The sequence below is a fragment of the Streptomyces sp. NPDC050085 genome, assembly GCF_044460595.1.
Classification (GTDB): domain Bacteria; phylum Actinomycetota; class Actinomycetes; order Streptomycetales; family Streptomycetaceae; genus Streptomyces.
On sequence record NZ_JBITJZ010000004.1, the window covers coordinates 729,862 to 745,995 of the forward strand.

At 71.0% G+C, this 16,134-nt stretch carries 12 protein-coding genes; 7 read left to right on the forward strand and 5 right to left on the reverse strand.

Annotated elements, in window-relative coordinates; genetic code table 11:
• Window positions 1–43: 43 nt before the first annotated feature.
• The gene (locus ACIBUY_RS19490) at window positions 44–667 is read right to left on the reverse strand and encodes a TetR/AcrR family transcriptional regulator (RefSeq protein ID WP_365577185.1); all 624 of its coding nucleotides are present in this window, start codon (window positions 665–667) and stop codon (window positions 44–46) included.
• Window positions 668–840: 173 nt separating this feature from the next.
• On the opposite strand from ACIBUY_RS19490, the gene ACIBUY_RS19495 reads away from it, so the two are divergent.
• From ACIBUY_RS19495 to ACIBUY_RS19510, 4 genes are all read left to right on the forward strand, one after another.
• Entirely contained in the window at window positions 841–1,758 is a 918-nt protein-coding gene (locus tag ACIBUY_RS19495; protein WP_365577183.1) for an ABC transporter permease, read from the forward strand.
• On the forward strand, window positions 1,751–2,587 hold the full coding sequence (locus ACIBUY_RS19500) for an ABC transporter ATP-binding protein (RefSeq protein WP_399153153.1): 837 nt from the start codon (window positions 1,751–1,753) through the stop codon (window positions 2,585–2,587). The genes ACIBUY_RS19495 and ACIBUY_RS19500 overlap by 8 nt, the downstream gene beginning before the upstream one ends.
• Before the next feature lie 187 nt (window positions 2,588–2,774).
• Window positions 2,775–4,970 (forward strand): CDP-glycerol glycerophosphotransferase family protein, encoded by a 2,196-nt coding sequence (locus ACIBUY_RS19505; RefSeq protein WP_399153154.1) that lies wholly within the window; start codon window positions 2,775–2,777, stop codon window positions 4,968–4,970.
• Entirely contained in the window at window positions 4,970–6,634 is a 1,665-nt protein-coding gene (locus tag ACIBUY_RS19510; protein WP_399153155.1) for a glycosyltransferase family 2 protein, read from the forward strand. Before ACIBUY_RS19505 ends, ACIBUY_RS19510 begins: the two co-directional genes overlap by 1 nt.
• An 82-nt stretch (window positions 6,635–6,716) precedes the next feature.
• Here the strand turns inward: ACIBUY_RS19510 and ACIBUY_RS19515 are convergent, their stop codons facing one another.
• The 3 genes from ACIBUY_RS19515 to ACIBUY_RS19525 are packed head-to-tail and all read right to left on the reverse strand — an operon-like array spanning window position 6,717 to window position 9,422.
• Complete coding sequence (locus ACIBUY_RS19515) at window positions 6,717–8,189, reverse strand: hypothetical protein (RefSeq protein WP_399153156.1); 1,473 nt, start codon at window positions 8,187–8,189, stop codon at window positions 6,717–6,719.
• Window positions 8,173–8,628 (reverse strand): GtrA family protein, encoded by a 456-nt coding sequence (locus tag ACIBUY_RS19520; protein WP_365577176.1) that lies wholly within the window; start codon window positions 8,626–8,628, stop codon window positions 8,173–8,175. The genes ACIBUY_RS19515 and ACIBUY_RS19520 overlap by 17 nt, the downstream gene beginning before the upstream one ends.
• The gene (locus ACIBUY_RS19525) at window positions 8,625–9,422 is read right to left on the reverse strand and encodes a polyprenol monophosphomannose synthase (protein ID WP_365577174.1); all 798 of its coding nucleotides are present in this window, start codon (window positions 9,420–9,422) and stop codon (window positions 8,625–8,627) included. Before ACIBUY_RS19525 ends, ACIBUY_RS19520 begins: the two co-directional genes overlap by 4 nt.
• 249 nt (window positions 9,423–9,671) lie before the next feature.
• On the opposite strand from ACIBUY_RS19525, the gene ACIBUY_RS19530 reads away from it, so the two are divergent.
• Genes ACIBUY_RS19530 through ACIBUY_RS19540 form a run of 3 tightly spaced genes read left to right on the forward strand, consistent with a single transcriptional unit; the run spans window position 9,672 to window position 10,995 of the window.
• Entirely contained in the window at window positions 9,672–9,794 is a 123-nt protein-coding gene (locus ACIBUY_RS19530; RefSeq protein WP_399153157.1) for a hypothetical protein, read from the forward strand.
• A complete protein-coding gene (locus tag ACIBUY_RS19535; protein ID WP_399153158.1) occupies window positions 9,776–10,096 on the forward strand; it encodes a hypothetical protein in 321 nt (106 codons plus the stop codon). The genes ACIBUY_RS19530 and ACIBUY_RS19535 overlap by 19 nt, the downstream gene beginning before the upstream one ends.
• Complete coding sequence (locus ACIBUY_RS19540) at window positions 10,048–10,995, forward strand: hypothetical protein (RefSeq protein ID WP_399153192.1); 948 nt, start codon at window positions 10,048–10,050, stop codon at window positions 10,993–10,995. Before ACIBUY_RS19535 ends, ACIBUY_RS19540 begins: the two co-directional genes overlap by 49 nt.
• Before the next feature lie 9 nt (window positions 10,996–11,004).
• Here ACIBUY_RS19540 and ACIBUY_RS19545 read toward each other — a convergent pair whose 3' ends face one another.
• A complete protein-coding gene (locus ACIBUY_RS19545) occupies window positions 11,005–15,969 on the reverse strand; it encodes an NAD-glutamate dehydrogenase (protein ID WP_399153159.1) in 4,965 nt (1,654 codons plus the stop codon).
• Window positions 15,970–16,134 lie beyond the last annotated feature (165 nt).

Consider the following 16,134-nt stretch of genomic DNA (forward strand, 5'->3'; position numbering starts at 1 on the left):
GCGCGGCGCCGCAGCCGTCGGCGCACCGGCCGTGGCTGCGACGTCACAGCGCCTTGAGCGCCGCCGTCGTGGCCGCCGCCAGCCGTTGCAGATGCCCCTTGGGCAGCTGCGGCGTACGGACGACGATCGAGCGCCAGTACAGCGGCCCCGAGATCAGATCGAGCGCGAGCTCCTCGTCGAGACCCTCGCGCAGCTCGCCGCGCGCGACCGCCGCGCGCACGATGCCGCTCGCCACCCCGTGCTGCCCCTCCCGCAGCGCCTTCTGCATGGCGTCGGCGATGTCCGGGTTGCGCGCCGCCTCCGCCTGCAGGTCGGGGATGATCTGGCCGGCCACCGGGTGCTTCAGGGCCCGGGACGTGACCCGGTACAGGAGCAGCAGGTCCTCCTCGAGCGAGCCGGTGTCGGGCGCGGGCAGGCCCTGCACCGCTATGGCCGAGACCAGGTCGAGGACCAGGTGGAGCTTGGAGCGCCAGCGGCGGTAGACCGCGGTCTTGCCGACGCCCGCGCGGCGCGCGATGCCCTCGATGGACATCCGCGCGTATCCGACGGCCGCGAGCTCCTCGAAGACGGCGCCGCGAATGGCGTCGGTCACGTCCTCGCGCAGGACGGCGGCCCCGGCCGGGGCTCGGCGACGCGTCGGCTGGGGGGAGTCGGCGTTGGTCGTCATGGCGCCAGCATAGTTCCGTAACGACGAAACGGTTGCGTTCCGACGTCGATGCCCCCTATCGTCACGTGACGACGATACGGGTCCGTCCCGACGTAAACGGCAAGCAAACACCGGCCCCCGAAAGGGCAAGCCCCCACCCAAGGGCACCCCAGCCCCGAGCGAAAGCAGCGGATGTGAGTCAGGTCCTGGACACGCCTCCCACGCCGGCCCCCACCCCCCTCGCGGAAGACCCCGCCGCCCTCGCGGCCAGACACGGGCTGAGCGTCAGCGGCGCCCGCCCCTCGCTGCCCGCCTACGTGGGCCAGCTGTGGCAGCGGCGACACTTCATCACCGCCTTCGCGACCGCCAAGCTCACCTCGCAGTACAGCCAGGCCAAGCTCGGCCAGGTCTGGCAGGTCGCGACCCCGCTGCTGAACGCGGCGGTCTACTACTTCATCTTCGGCGTGCTCATGGGCACCAGCCGGGGCGTGCCGGACTACATCCCGTTCCTGGTCACGGGCGTGTTCGTGTGGACGTTCACGCAGTCCTCGGTGATGGCGGGCACCCGGGCGATCTCCGGCAGCCTGGGCCTGGTGCGGGCCCTGCACTTCCCGCGCGCCTCGCTCCCCATCTCGTACTGCCTGCAACAGCTCCAGCAGCTGCTGTTCTCGATGTGCGCGCTCGTCGTGATCCTGCTCTGCTTCGGCGTCCCGCCGACCGCGTCCTGGGTCCTGGTGCTGCCGGCGCTGTTCCTGCAGTTCACCTTCAACACCGGACTCGCCCTGATCATGGCGCGGATCGGCGCCCACACCCCGGACATCGCCCAGCTCATGCCGTTCCTGCTGCGTACGTGGATGTACGTGTCCGGGGTGATGTGGAGCCTGGAGCACCTCACCTCCGGCCGCGACATCCCGTCGTGGGTGGTGTCCGCGCTACAGGCCAACCCGGCCGCGGTCTACATCGACCTGATGCGCTTCTCGCTGATCGACAGCTTCACCGCGAGCCAGCTGCCGCCCCACGTGTGGGCGCTCGCCGCGGGCTGGGCGCTGCTCTTCGGCGCCGGCGGGTTCATCTACTTCTGGAAGGCAGAGGAGACGTACGGCCGTGGCTGACCTCACCAAGGACCGGGACGGGACCGTCCCCACCGCCCCCACCGCCCCCACCGTCATCGTCGACGGCGTCGACATCGTCTACCGCGTCAACGGCACGGGCGCGGGCCGCGGCTCCGCCACCGCCGCGCTCGGCCGGATGCTCGGCAACAAGAAGAAGGCCGAGAAGCGCGCGGGCGTGCGCACCGTGCACGCGGTCAGGAACGTCTCCTTCACCGCCCACCGCGGCGAGGCCATCGGCCTCATCGGCACGAACGGGTCCGGCAAGTCGACCCTGCTCAAGGCCGTCGCCGGGCTGCTGCCCGTGGAGCGGGGCCGGATCTTCACCGACGGCCAGCCCTCGCTGCTCGGCGTGAACGCGGCCCTGATGAACGACCTCACCGGCGAGCGCAACGTACGGCTCGGCGGGCTCGCGATGGGCATGACGCCCGAGCAGCTCCGCGAGCGCTACGACGAGATCGTCGACTTCTCCGGCGTCAACGAGAAGGGCGACTTCATCACCCTGCCGATGCGCACGTACTCGTCCGGCATGGCGGCCCGGCTGCGGTTCTCCATCGCGGCCGCCAAGGACCACGACGTCCTGCTCATCGACGAGGCGCTCGCCACCGGCGACCGCGCCTTCCAGAAGCGCTCGGAGGAACGGATCCGCGAGCTGCGCAAGCGTGCGGGCACCGTCTTCCTGGTCAGCCACAGCAACAAGTCGATCCGGGACACCTGCGACCGGGTGCTGTGGCTGGAGCGCGGCGAGCTGCGGATGGACGGGCCGACCGAGGAGGTCCTCAAGGCCTACGAGTCCTTTACGAACCCCGCGAAAGCGGGCAAGGCCGCGTAGACCCGTACTGACCAGCAGAAAGTGGCGCTTTCTTCGTGAGGCTTACCATAGAGAAGCTGTGTTTAGCCTTTTTTCTTTTTGATGTAACTATGGTTCGCCCCGTGCAGTGCGCAGAAATGGATAAGGGAGGCCGCGTGCAGGCCATGGCCCAGCCCCGGCTGAGTGAGATAGAAGGGCGTCGCCTGACATGACGAAGCTCAGTGTCATCGTCTACGGCCGTGACGTGCAGGGCCTGCTCGGCACCTGTCTGGAGAGCGTCGCCACGCAGCTTCCGGCCGAGGCCGAACTGGTGGTCGCCGCCGTCGGCACCGCCGCCCAGAGCGTGGCCGCGGAGCACGACGGCACCGTCGTCGCGCTGCCCGAGGGCACGTCCGACGCCGACGCCCGGGCCGCGGGCGCCGAGCGCGCGAGCGGCGAGTGGCTGTGGTTCGTGCATGCCAAGGACCACGTCCACCTCGGCGCCCTGCGCATGGTGCTCGACCGGCTGATCGAGCAGCCCGCGACCGTCGACGTCCTGCTCGTCGACCACATGCGGGACATCTGGCCCTCGACCAACCGCGGCAGCTTCGACACCGGCCGCCTGGCCCGCGTCGGCCGCCGCGAGATGGCCCTGGCCGACGCCCCGAACCTGCTCCAGGTCACGCCGATCCTCGGCAACCGCATCGTCCACGCCGACCTGTGGCGCGCACACCAGGGCGAGCTGACGGCCGACGAGATGTTCGCCGCCCGCGCCCTGCTGATCCACGCCGACCGGATCGCCTGCCTCGAGCACCCGGTCATCGACATCCGCGAGCTGCGCCCCGAGAGCCTGCCGCCGGTCACCCCCGAGCAGCGCTACCAGCTCATCGAGTCCTTCGAGGCCCTGCAGCGCCTGATGCGCAGCCTCGACGTGCCCGTCGGCCCGCGCACCGTGCTCTACAACCAGATGGCGACCGAGTCCACGCGCGTCGTGGCCCGCCAGAAGATGCCGGACGCCGTGGCCAAGGAGTTCTTCCACCGCGCCTCCGCCGCCGCCGTGCGCTGGAAGCCCGAGGGCCACAAGCCGCCGGGCGGCCTCGAAGGCATCCGGCGCCGCCTGCTCGAAGAGGACGCGTACACGAAGTACCGCGCGTTCCAGACCGCGAACGTCAAGCGGCGCGAGCTGAAGACGACGCTGCGCGAGCGCAAGAAGCAGCTCGGCCAGAAGGTGCAGGAGCACCACTACCACAAGGCGCTGCGCGAGCCGATCGACCCCAACCTGGCTGTCTTCTCCGCCTATTGGGACCGCGGCGTGGCCTGCAACCCGGCCGCGATCGCCGCCAAGCTGCGCGAGCTCGCGCCGCAGGTGCGCCAGGTGTGGGTGGTCTCCAAGGCGGCCCAGCCGCTGCTGCCGCCCGGCACCGACCACGTCGTGCCCGGCACCCGGCAGTACTGGGAGGTCATGGCCCGCGCCAAGTACTTCATCAACAACGTGAACTTCCCGAACGCGGTGGTCAAGCGCCCCGGTTCGGTGCACGTCATGACCCATCACGGCACGCCGCTGAAGAAGATGGGCATGGACCAGCTGGACTACCCGACCGCGTCCAAGGGCCTCGACTTCGACGCCCTGCTCGAGCGCGTCGACCGCTGGGACTACAGCGTCAGCGCCAACAGCCACACGACGCGGATGTGGGAGCGGGCCTACCCCTCGCACTTCACCTCGCTCGACATCGGCTACCCGCGCAACGACGTGTACTACCACGCGAGCGCCGCCGACGTGCGGTCGATCCGCGAGCGCCTGGGCATCGCCCCCGGCAAGCGCGCCGTCCTGTACGCGCCGACGCACCGCGACTACGAGGCGAGCTGGACCCCGCGTCTGGACCTCGCGGCGCTGTCCGAGCGGCTCGGCGAGGACACCGTGCTGCTGGTGCGCGGCCACTACTTCTACGGCAGCGCGGCCTCCCCGCTGGCGAGCCTGCGCCGTACCGGCCGCGTCATCGACGTGTCCGGCTACGACCCGGTCGAGGAGCTGTGCCTGGCCGCGGACGTGCTGATCACGGACTACTCGTCGATCATGTTCGACTACGCGAACCTGGACCGGCCGATCATCAGCTACGCGGACGACTGGGAGACGTACGCCAAGACGCGCGGCGTCTACTTCGACCTCATGGAGGAGCCGCCCGGGCACGTGGCGCGCACCCAGGAGGAGCTCGAGGAGCTGCTCGTCACCGACGCCTGGCACGACGAGGCGTCGGCGAAGGCGCGCACCCACTTCCGGCGCCGCTTCTGCGACTTCGACGACGGGAACGCCTCGGAGCGGTTCGTGCGCCGCGTCTTCCTCGGCGAGTCCGAGGAGTCGCTGCCGGCGATCGTCCCGCTGGAGTCCCGTACGCCCGCCCCCACGCCCGAGGAAGCGAACGCCTGATGTCGCAGACCCCTGACGTGACGATCACTGTCATCGTCTTCAACGATGCCGAGCGGCTGCCCACGGCCGTCGCCTCGCTCCTGGCGCAGACGCACCAGAACATCGAGATCATCATCAGCGACGACCACTCCACGGACAACACCCCTGAAGTGGCCCGGGCGTTGGAGGCGTCGGACAGCCGCATCACGTACCTGCGGCTGCCGGAGAACTCGGGCGGCTGCAGCGCCCCGCGCAACCGCGCGATCGACATCGCGCGCGGCAAGTACCTGATGTTCCTGGACAGCGACGACGAACTCACGCCGAACGCGGTGGAGTTGCTGCTCGCCGCGCACCGCGAGCGTCCCGACATCGACTTCGCGATGGGCCAGGTCGAGCGCGTCCGCGTCGACACCGGCCGCACCTCGCTGTGGATGCCGTCTCTCGTCGCCGAGCGCCGCACGGTCGAGGGCATCGAGGCCGAGCCGGGTCTGCTCTTCGAGCACCTGTCGACCAGCAAGATGTACACGCGGGACTTCCTGGACCGCCACGACCTGCGCTTCCCCGAGGGCATCCACTACGAGGACCAGCTCTTCTCGGCACAGGCGTACTGCCTGGCCAAGGCGTTCACGGTGGTGCCCGAGCGGGTCTACCGCTGGTACATCGCGCCGTTCGTCGCCGAGTCCGCGGCGTCCATCTCGAACCAGCGCCACAAGCTGAGCAACGTGCGCGACCGCGTGTACGTGCAGGGGCTCATCGACGCGTTCCTGGTCGAGGGCGGCTACAGCGCGCAGCTGCGCGAGGCCAAGGACTTCAAGTTCCTCAAGCACGACCTGCGCATGTACTCCGGCGACCTGCCCTACCGCGACGACGCGTGGATGGCGGGCTACGCGGAGATCGTCAACCCGTACCTGGAGGGCCTGGCCCCGGGGGCGTTCGTCCGCCTGCCGCGCGGCGAGCGCGTCGTCATCCAGCTCGTGCGCGACGGACGGCTGGACGACGCCCGCACCGCGGCGCGCGGCCTCGGCCACGACGTCGCCCCGCCGGCGACGACGACGGACGAGTCCGGCGCCCTGTACTGGGGCGACCGGGTGCCGGACACGGAGACGGGGCGGCGCGAGCTGGACCTCACCGGGCTCGGCCTGGACTCCCGGCCGTTCCCGCGCGCCCAGTTCCGCAACGAGATCGTGGACCTCAAGCGCGGCCCGGGCGCGGCCTCGGTCCAGCTGAAGGTGCGCACGTACGACCCGGGGCTCCGGCTGCCGTTCGGGCCGCAGGTCGCCTCGCTGCTGATCTCCCCCGGCCGCAAGCGGATGACCGTGCGGTTCCGGCTCGACCCGGTGCGGCCCGGCGTCTTCGAGGGCCAGGTCCTGCTCGACCTGGCGAAGGCCCAGCTGCCCGCGCAGGGCTTCGCGGGCGTGCGCCACCCGATGCTGCAGCTGCAGGCCCCGGAGGGGCTGCGCAACAACGGGCTGCTGCTCGCGCCGCTCGAGTTCCCCTCGTTCACGGCCGAGGTCGACCAGCACGTGGTCACCGTCGAGCCGGAGGGCCGTGGCTCGGGCCGGATCCAGGTGCGCTGGGAGCCGGTGGGCCTCAAGGCGAAGGTGCTGCAGCCGGTGGTCCGCAGGGTCAACAGCAACCCGCTGGCGCGCAAGATCCGCAAGGCCGTCCGCCTCGTGACGCGCTGACCGGCCGTACGCAGCAGGACCGGAGCCCCGGTCGCCCGCTCACGGGTGACCGGGGCTCCGGTGTGTCCGGCGCTCGCCCGGACTACTGGGTGACCTTGTAAAGGCGCTGCCCCTTCGGGCCCTGCGCAACCCGCTCCAGCGGCAGCCCGGGCTTCTCGTCCCAGGCCGCCACGACCCACTTCACGTCGTACTCGCGCAGCAGCTCGCGCCGCTCGGCGCGCGACGTGCCCGCGTCGAAGTACGTCTCGACCGCCGCTTCGCGCGCCTTCTGGTCCTTCAGGAAGAAGTCCGGGTACCCGGGGGCCACCGTGTAGGGCCCGTACGCGGGGATCTGCCGGGCCGGCCAGGTCGAGGCCATGACCACGTCCCCGTACTTCACCCACGGGGTGATCCACTGGTAGCCCGACCACTGCCCGCCGTACTTGGCCTCGACGGCCGACGGCAGGGCCGAGCGCGGCAGGACGTAGCCCAGCGTGCCGGACTGGGTCCACAGGCCGGTGAGCAGCGCCCCGGCGAACACCGTGCCGAACGCCGCCCGCACCGCGCGCCGTGACGCGCTGAACACCTCGAGGCCCGCCGCGACCTGAGCGGGGATCAGGGCGGCGGGCAGCACCCGGCCCCACGACCAGTGCCCGCTGATCCCGCCCGCGGCGAACAGGGTGATCCCGAACAGGCAGAACAGCACGAGCGGATCACGCCGGTCGCGCAGGCAGCGCAGTACGAGCGCCGCCCCGCCGACCAGCGCCACGAGCCAGATCCGGCCGGGCAGTTCGCGGTAGAGCGAGCGGTGGATCTCCTCCAGGCCGCCGCCCATGTCGAACAGCTTGAAGAACGAGTAGTAGGGCCACAGCGCGAGCAGCACCGCGCCCAGGGCGGCGCCCCCGCCGATCCGCTCCCAGCCGACCCGGCCGTCGGTGGCCCGCGTCCCGAGCAGCATGGCGATCGAGCCGAGCGTGGCGACGACCCCGGTGAACTGGTGGCTGAGCAGGATCACCGCCCACAGGGCGCCCGCCCCCAGGAAGTGCGGCCAGGCCGCCGCCCGGCGCAGCAGGGTCCACAGCCAGAAGGACGCGCCGAGCGCGAAGGTACTGGGGTAGGAGACCGTCAGGGCAAGGGAGTTGAGCCCGAGGAAGCCGCTCCAGTCGAACAGGGTGGTGCCCCACAGCAGCATCAGGCTGAGCAGCACGAGAGCCGCCGCGGCCGAGCTGCGCCAGGCGGAGGCCCGGTCCCGGAACGACGCGACGAAGGCCCACACGCCCGTCACCAGGACGGTGAGCGAGATCAGCGCCGCGATCCGCAGCACCACGAACACGCCGAGCCCGGTCGCCTTCGCGAGGCAGCCGAGGAGCAGCGTCCACGGCGTGTAGTACGGGCTGTCGGAGTCCGCCGCGACGAGCGGGTCGCCCGGGGAGCCCAGGTCGTGCCGCAGGCGCTGGATCGTCGCGGCGTGTATGCCGAGGTCGCCGGCCCAGGGCAGCTGCAGGACGACGCCCAGCAGCAGGGCGAGGACCAGCAGCGCGCCGATCCGCGCGAGCCAACTACCGGTGGCGCGCATGGTGTTGGAAGACCCATGTCCGGTAGACGAGGAAGCGGAACGCGGAGGCGAGCACGATCGACAGCGCCTTCGCCACGTTCGCGGCGATCGGCCCCGTCATCTGGGCGCCGTGATAGCCCGCGTAGAACAGCAGGCTCTCCATCGCCACGCCGATGCCGCTGAAGACGAAGAACAGCATGATCTGGCGGCGGGTGCGGGCCGCGCGGTCGCGGTAGGCGAAGAAGCGGAAGCCCAGGTAGTTCGTGGCCATCGCGACACAGCTGGCAGCCACGGTGGCCGCCATCGGGCCCGAACCCATGCCGTGGAAAAGGAGGTTGAAGACCAGGAAGTTCACGGCGACACCGCTGCCGCCGACCACGCCGAACTTCACGATCTCGAAGGAGATGCGCCGCGCCCGCGTCAGGGCCGGGCGCGGTGGTGCGTACGACGTCGCGGTCACCGGCGCGACCTCGCGCGCAGCTTCCACGGCATGGCGACCGACTCGAGCTGCACCATCAGGTCCATCTTGGACTCGCCGACAGTGCGGTCCTCGAAGTGGATCGGGACCTCCATGATCCCGTAACCCCTGCGCAGGGCGCGGTACTTCATCTCGACCTGGAAGCTGTAGCCCGCGCTGTCCACGGACGCGAGGTCGATGGCGCGCAGGGTGTCCTCGCGCCACAGGTTGAACCCGCCGGTGATGTCGCGGACGCGGGTGCCGAGGATGGTGCCCGCGTACGCGTTCGCCCAGCGGGAGAGCAGCTTGCGGTGCGCGCCCCACGAGGCGTCGAGGGTGCCGCCCTGGACGTAGCGGCTGCCGATGGTGACTCCGGCGCCGCTGGAGAGGGCAACTCCCAGCATTTCGGGGACCTTTGGGACCGGGTGGCTGCCGTCGGCGTCCATCTGGAGGACGAAGCGCGCGCCGTCGGCGACCGCCTGCGCCATGCCCGCCGCGTACGCGCGGCCGAGTCCTTCCTTGCCCGCCCGGTGCAGGACGCCCATGCGCTCGGCACCGAACCTCTCGACGTAGCTCTCCGCGATCTCGCCCGTGCCGTCGGGGCTGGAGTCGTCGACGACGAGCAGGCGCAGGCCCGGCAGGTCCAGGGCCATCAGGGCCTCGGCCATCCGGGGCAGGTTCCCCGCCTCGTTGTACGTCGGCATGACGACGGTCAGCGGTGTCGCGGCCCAGTCGTCGGGCAGCGCGGCAGCGCGGATCGCCGGCTTGGCGTCCGGCTCGGACGACTTCGGCGGCATCGACTCTCCCTGATCCATCAGTCAGACCCATCAGTCAGACAATCAGGTCCACTTTAGACGTAATGCCCGAGTTCAAGGCGTATGGCAAATCTCATGCCTCGATTCGCGCCTCACGTGCAACCAAATCGCTGCGCGAACCATCTCGACAGATGGCGACAGGAATGGGGCAAGAAAAAGGCAAGAGCCGGGGCAGAATACGGAGACGGATCCGGCCGCCGACGCGGCCAACTCGGCGGAGGAGAACGGCAGATGAGAGGCGCGGCGGCGCACGGGGAGCGGCTGGAGCCGCTGCGCGCACAGGACCCGCGCGAGGTCGCCGGCCATCCGCTGCAAGCCCTCATCGCCAGGGCGGCATGGGCACCGTCCATCTGACGTACACGCGTGGCGGACAGCCCGTCGCACTCAAGCCGGTGCGCCGGGAGTACGCACAGAGCGCGGCGTTCCGCGAGCGGTTCGCCCGCGAGGTGGCGGCGGCCCGCCGGGTCGCGGGCCCGCACCTCGTCCCGGTCCTCGACCACGACGCCGAGGCCGCCCTCCCCTGGCTCGCCACCCGCTACGTGCCGGGCGTCCCGCTCGACGAGGGACCGCACACGGTCCGCTCCCGGTGGCCGCGGTCCTGCAGCTCGTGGCGGGCGCGGCGCGGGCGCTGGCCGCGGTGCACGCCTCGGGCGTGATCCACCGCGACGTGAAACCGACGAACATCGTGCTCGCCGCCGGCGGCCCCTGGCTGCTCGACTTCGGCATCGCCCACGCGGCCGGCGCGGCCGCCCTCACCACGGCGGGCCGCCTGGTCGGCGACGGGCCACCACCCGTACGGCCAGGGCAACGGCCTGGCGATCGCGGCCCGCATCGCGGGCACGGACCGCGAGCCCCCGTCCCTGGACGCGGTCCCCCGCCCCCTGCGCGACGTCGTGGCGTCCTGCCTGTCCCCGGCCCCCGGGTCCCGCCCGACGGCCAGAAGAAGGGCGGCACGGCCAACGCCAAGCAGTCGTCCCAACCGGTGAACTCGCCGTCCACGTCCGCAAGTTCGCCGGAGCGGCCGACCACGGACGCGTCGGCGTCGGCACCTCCGGCCGCCCGTGCCACGTACACGCAGCTGTTCATGGGTAAGGCGATCACGATCCGCACCCCCGAGTTCGGCTCCCCCGTCGAGGTCGACCCGACGGCCCAAATGGGCTCCGACTACACGGAGTTCGAGGTCCGCGACGACCGCTACAGCTTCGCGAAACCCCTCGGCAGGTCAGCGGGAACGACCCCGCAGGAGTGCCGCGCGGGCGCCGAGCAGAACCCCTTCCCGGCCGACCTGTACGCCGAGGACATCGTCAAGAAGCGGCAGATCGTCAAGGGCGACCGGCTCTGCACGCTGACCGGCGACGGCAACCTCGCCCAGTGGACCATCACCGACGTTCACGGGGGCGGCCCCGGGGGGGCGGGCCCGGGGGGGCCCCGGGGCGGGGGGGGGGGCCGGGGGGGGGCCCCCCCCCCCCCCCCCGCCCCCCCCCCCGCCCCCCGCGCCCCCCCCCCCCCGCCCCGGGGCCCCCCCGGGCCCGCCCCCCCGGGGCCGCCCCCGTGAACGTATGCCTTACGAGTGCGTGCGCAGCAGCGTCCGCATCGTCCGCATCGCCACCGACAGGTTCGCCAGGTCGAAGGCGTCCGAGCCCTGGATCTCCTCCAGGGTCGTGCGGGCACGGCCCAGGATCGGCGCGTTCTTCTCCTCCCACGCCTTGAACCGCTGCTCGGGCGACGGTGACGACGGCTCGTTCCCATCGGCCAGCACGTCGGCCGTCAGCGCGGCGTGCGCCGCGTACAGGTCCTCGCGGATGGAGGCGCGGGCCATCGACTGCCAGCGGTCGGCCCGCGGCAGCTCGATGATGCGGTCCATGAGCTGGGTGATGGAGAGCCGGTCGGCGAGGTCGTAGTAGACCTCGGCGACGTCGAGCGCCGGCTTGCCCATGCGGTCGCCGATCTGCACGATGTCGAGCGTCGGGAACGCGGACGAGAAGCCCGCGACCCGGGAGGCCAGCTCCTCGGGCACCCCGGCACCGGTCAGCTCGTCGAGGATCGACTGGTACCACTCGGCGTCGGCGCCGCGCAGCATCTTCGGCATGGCGGCCCAGACCTCGGCGACACCGTCCTTGAAGAAGGCGATGGTCTCCGCCAACTGCAGGGGCTGCGGGCGGTTGTTGAGCAGCCAGCGGGTGCCGCGCTCGACAAGTCGCCGCGAGTGCAGGCGGATCCGGGTCTGGACGTCGGCGGCGACGATGTTGTCGAGCGCCTCGACCGCGTCCCACACCTCGCTCAGACCGAAGATCTCGCGCGCGGCGAGCTGCGCCCGCACGATCTCTTCGAGGGAGGCGCCGGTCTCCTCGCGCAGGCGGTGCAGGAAGGTCGAACCGCCCGTGTTCACCGTGTCGTTGACCAGGACCGTCGTGATGATCTCGCGGCGCAGCGCGTGCGCGTCGATCGCGTCGCCGTACTTCTCGCGCAGCGGCTGCGGGAAGTAGGCGTGCAGCAGACGGCGCAGGTACGCGTCGTCGGGCAGCGTCGTCTGGATCAGCTCGTCGGAGGCCGTGATCTTCGTGTACGCGAGGAGGACGGCGAGCTCCGGCTGGGCCAGCCCCCGGCCGCTGTTGAGGAGTTCCTTGATCTGCCGGTCGTTCGGCAGGAACTCCAGGGAGCGGTCGAGGTGGCCCTGCTTGCCCAGGCGGCGCATGAAGCGCTGTTGGGCGTGGAGCAGGGACGAGGACTGGGCCTCGGCGTTGGCGAGCGCCACGTTCTGCGCGTAGTTGTTGCGCAGCACGAGGTGGCCGACCTCGTCGGTCATCGCGGCAAGGAGCTTGTTGCGCTGCTTGACGGTCATGTCCCCTTCGGAGACAAGGCCGTTGAGCAGGATCTTGATGTTGACCTCGACGTCGGAGGTGTTCACACCGGCGCTGTTGTCGATCGCGTCGGTGTTGACCCTGCCGCCGACGCGGGCGAACTCGATGCGGCCCAGCTGGGTCGCGCCGAGGTTGCCGCCCTCGCCGATGACCCGGGCGCGCACGTCCTGGCCGTCGACGCGGATGGCGTCGTTGGCCTTGTCGCCGACGTCCGCGTTCGACTCCGCCGACGACTTCACGTACGTACCGATGCCGCCGTTCCACAGCAGGTCGACCGGCGCCTGCAGGATGGCCTTCATCAGCTCGGCCGGGGTCATCTTGGCCTGGCCCGACTCGATGCCGAGGGCCTCGCGGATGTGGGCGTTGAGCTGGATCGCCTTGGCGGAGCGGGGGAAGACGCCGCCGCCCGCGGAGATCAGCTCCTTGTTGTAGTCGGCCCACGACGAGCGCGGCAGCTCGAACATGCGGCGCCGCTCGGCGTACGAGGTCTCCGCGACCGGCTTCGGGTCGATGAAGATGTGCCGGTGGTCGAAGGCGGCGACGAGCCTGATGTGCTCGCTCAGCAGCATGCCGTTGCCGAACACGTCACCGCTCATGTCGCCGACGCCGACGACCGTGAAGTCCTCGGACTGGGTGTCGACGCCCAGCTCCCGGAAGTGCCGTTTGACGGACTCCCAGGCGCCGCGGGCGGTGATGCCCATGGCCTTGTGGTCGTACCCGGCCGAGCCGCCGGACGCGAACGCGTCACCGAGCCAGAAGTTGTAGGAGGCCGCGACCTCGTTGGCGATGTCGGAGAACGTCGCCGTGCCCTTGTCGGCCGCGACCACGAGGTACGTGTCGTCCGTGTCCGGGCTGTCGTGCCGCACGACGTCGGCGGGCGGCACGACCTCACCGGCGACGAGGTTGTCGGTGATGTCGAGCAGCGCCGAGATGAAGGTCCGGTACGAGGCCACGCCCTCGGCGAGCCACGCGTCGCGGTCCACCGACGGGTCCGGCAGCTGCTTGGCGACGAAGCCGCCCTTGGCGCCGACGGGCACAATGACGGTGTTCTTCACCATCTGCGCCTTCACGAGGCCGAGGATCTCGGTACGGAAGTCCTCGCGCCGGTCGGACCAGCGCAGGCCGCCGCGCGCGACCTTGCCGAAGCGCAGGTGCACGCCCTCGACGCGCGGCGAGTACACCCAGATCTCGTACGCGGGCCTCGGCGCGGGCAGGTCGGGGATGGCCTGCGGGTCGAACTTCATGGAGACGTACGCGTGCGGCGTGCCGCCGCCCGCCTCCTGGAAGAAGTTCGTGCGCAGGGTCGCCTTGATGACGGTGAGGAAGGAGCGCAGGATGCGGTCCTCGTCGAGCGAGGCGACCTGGTCGAGGGCGCCGTCGAGCTCCTCCAGGAGCCCGTCGATGAGCTCGGTCCCGGCGCGCTGCCGGTCCGGGGACATCCGCGCCTCGAAGAGGGAGACGAGCAGCCGGGTCGTGTGGACGTTGGTCCGGAGGGTGTCCTCCATGTAGTCCTGGCTGAACGGGGAGCCCGCCTGGCGCAGGTACTTGGCGTACGCGCGCAGGACCATCGCCTGCCGCCAGTTCAGCCCGGCGCGCAGGACGAGGGCGTTGAAGCCGTCGTTCTCGGCGAGGCCGGTCCAGGTCGCGGCGAACGCCTCCTGGAACCGCTCGCGGCCGTCGGCGCCGAGCTCGTCGCCGTTGCCGTTCGCGGGCTTCGGCATGCGCAGGCCGAAGTCGTAGATCCAGGCGGTCGCCCGGGCCTCCCCGTCGGAGCAGCGCAGCTCGTACGGGCGCTCGTCGGTGACCTCGACGCCCAGGCGCTGCAGCACCGGCAGGACGGCGGAGAGCGAGACGGGCGACCCGGTCCGGTAGATCTTGAAGCGGCGCTCGCCGGGGGCGGCGCCCACCGGCTCGTACAGGGAGAGCGCGAAGTCCTTTGCCCCGTGCGTCAGTTGCTCGAGGTGGACCAGGTCGGCGACGGCCGCGCGCGGCGTGTGGTCGGCCTTGTAGCCCTCGGGGAACGCCTGGCCGTAGCGGCGCAGCAGTTCGGCGGCGCGCTCCTCGCCGCACTCGGCGTTCAGCGCCTCCGCGAAGCCGTCGGCCCAGGAGCGGGCGGCCTCGACGAGGCGGGCCTCGATGCGGTCGGTGTCGGCGTCGGTGAGCGCGGGCAACTCGGTGCCGGGCGCGACGCGGACGACGAAGTGCAGGCGGGAGAGGATCGACTCGGTGTTCCAGGCGGTGAAGTCGACGCTGGTGCCGCCGAGTTCCTCCTTCAGGATGTCGATGATCCGCAGCCGGACGCCGGTGGTGTAGCGGTCGCGCGGCAGGTAGACGAGCGCCGAGTAGTAGCGCCCGTACTCGTCCTTGCGCAGGTAGAGCCGGAGGCGGCGCCGCTCCTGGAGGTAGAGCACGGACGTGACGATGGACCGCAGCTCGTCGGCCGGGGTCTGGAAGAGCTCGTCGCGCGGGTACGTCTCCATGATCTGCATCAGGTCGCGGCCGTCGTGGCTCGCGGGCGTGAAGCCCGCGCCCTTGAGGACCTCGGCGACCTTGCGGCGGATGACGGGGACGCGGCGCACGGACTCGGTGTACGCGGCGGAGGAGAAGAGGCCGAGGAAGCGGCGCTCGCCCACGACGTTGCCCTCGGCGTCGAACTTCTTCACGCCGACGTAGTCGAGGTAGCTCGGGCGGTGCACGGTGGCGCGGCTGTTGGCCTTGGTCAGCACGAGCAGCTTGTGCTCGCGGGCCTTGGCGCGGGCGTCGGCCGGCAGCCGGTTGAAGGACGGCGAGACCGGGATCGCGGCGTGGCGCTCGTCGTCGGCGTGCTGCGGGTCGGAGCGCAGGATGCCGAGGCCCGTGCCGGGGACGGCGGCGAGGGAGTCGTCGTCGGTGAGGTCGTACTCGCGGTAGCCGAGGAAGGTGAAGTGGTCGGCGGCCAGCCAGCGGAGCAGCTCGCGGGCCTCGTCGACCTCCTGGTCCACGAGGTCGTCCGCGGTGGGCTCGCTCGGCAGCTCGTCGGCGATGCGCAGCGCGGCGTCGCGCATCTTCTCCCAGTCCTCGACGCACTCGCGCACGTCGGACAGGACGCGCAGCAGGTCCGCGGTGATCTGCTTCAGATCGGCGCGGTCGGTCTCGCGGTCCATCTCGACGTGGATCCACGACTCGACGAGCACGTCGTGCCCCTGGGCGGAGGAACCGGCCGGAAGCACTTCCTGCAGCTTGCCGGTGACGTCGCGCCGCACGACGACCTGCGGGTGGATGACGACGTGGATGCCACGCCCCTGCCGGGACAGCTCGTTGGTCACGGAGTCCACGAGGAACGGCATGTCGTCGGTGACGACCTCGACGACGGAGTGGCTGCAGGTCCAGCCGTTCTCCTCGACGGTCGGCGTGTGGACCTTGACGTTCGCCGTGCCCTGCGGACGGTTCTCCGCGAGGCGGTAGTGCGAGTACGCGGCGCCGAAGACGTCGACCGGATCGCGGTCGCCGAGGTCCTCGGGTGCGGTGTGCAGGTAGTAGCGCTGGAGGAACGTGAGCACGGAGTCGATGTTCTCGACAGCGTCCCTGCTCTCGCCCGTCGGTAGGTGCCCCCCTACCGGGCTGTTCTCAGCTACCCGGGCGGCCCGTGCGAGCAGCTCGGCCTTGGCTTCGTCCAGCTTGGTCTGCATTGTCCTCTGGCTCCTGTCGCGCGCCGTTGCGTGACGTAGACGTGATGAACGTGAATCGCTCGACGTAACGTCGCGACGCGGGGTGTCCGGTCGACATCGACGTTATGCCGGAATGGGAGAAGAGCGGACGGTAATGCGCCATTTTCAACGAACTGGCCATCCGCC

Excerpts from the sequence above, each read along its gene's own strand:
- ACIBUY_RS19490 (WP_365577185.1), bottom strand. The coding sequence starts at position 667 with ATGACGACCAACGCCGACTCCCCCCAGCCGACGCGTCGCCGAGCCCCG.
- ACIBUY_RS19505 (WP_399153154.1), top strand. The coding sequence starts at position 2,775 with ATGACGAAGCTCAGTGTCATCGTCTACGGCCGTGACGTGCAGGGCCTG.
- ACIBUY_RS19510 (WP_399153155.1), top strand. The coding sequence starts at position 4,970 with ATGTCGCAGACCCCTGACGTGACGATCACTGTCATCGTCTTCAACGAT.
- ACIBUY_RS19515 (WP_399153156.1), bottom strand. The coding sequence starts at position 8,189 with ATGCGCGCCACCGGTAGTTGGCTCGCGCGGATCGGCGCGCTGCTGGTC.
- ACIBUY_RS19525 (WP_365577174.1), bottom strand. The coding sequence starts at position 9,422 with ATGCCGCCGAAGTCGTCCGAGCCGGACGCCAAGCCGGCGATCCGCGCT.
- ACIBUY_RS19530 (WP_399153157.1), top strand. The coding sequence starts at position 9,672 with ATGAGAGGCGCGGCGGCGCACGGGGAGCGGCTGGAGCCGCTGCGCGCA.
- ACIBUY_RS19535 (WP_399153158.1), top strand. The coding sequence starts at position 9,776 with ATGGGCACCGTCCATCTGACGTACACGCGTGGCGGACAGCCCGTCGCA.
- ACIBUY_RS19545 (WP_399153159.1), bottom strand. The coding sequence starts at position 15,969 with ATGCAGACCAAGCTGGACGAAGCCAAGGCCGAGCTGCTCGCACGGGCC.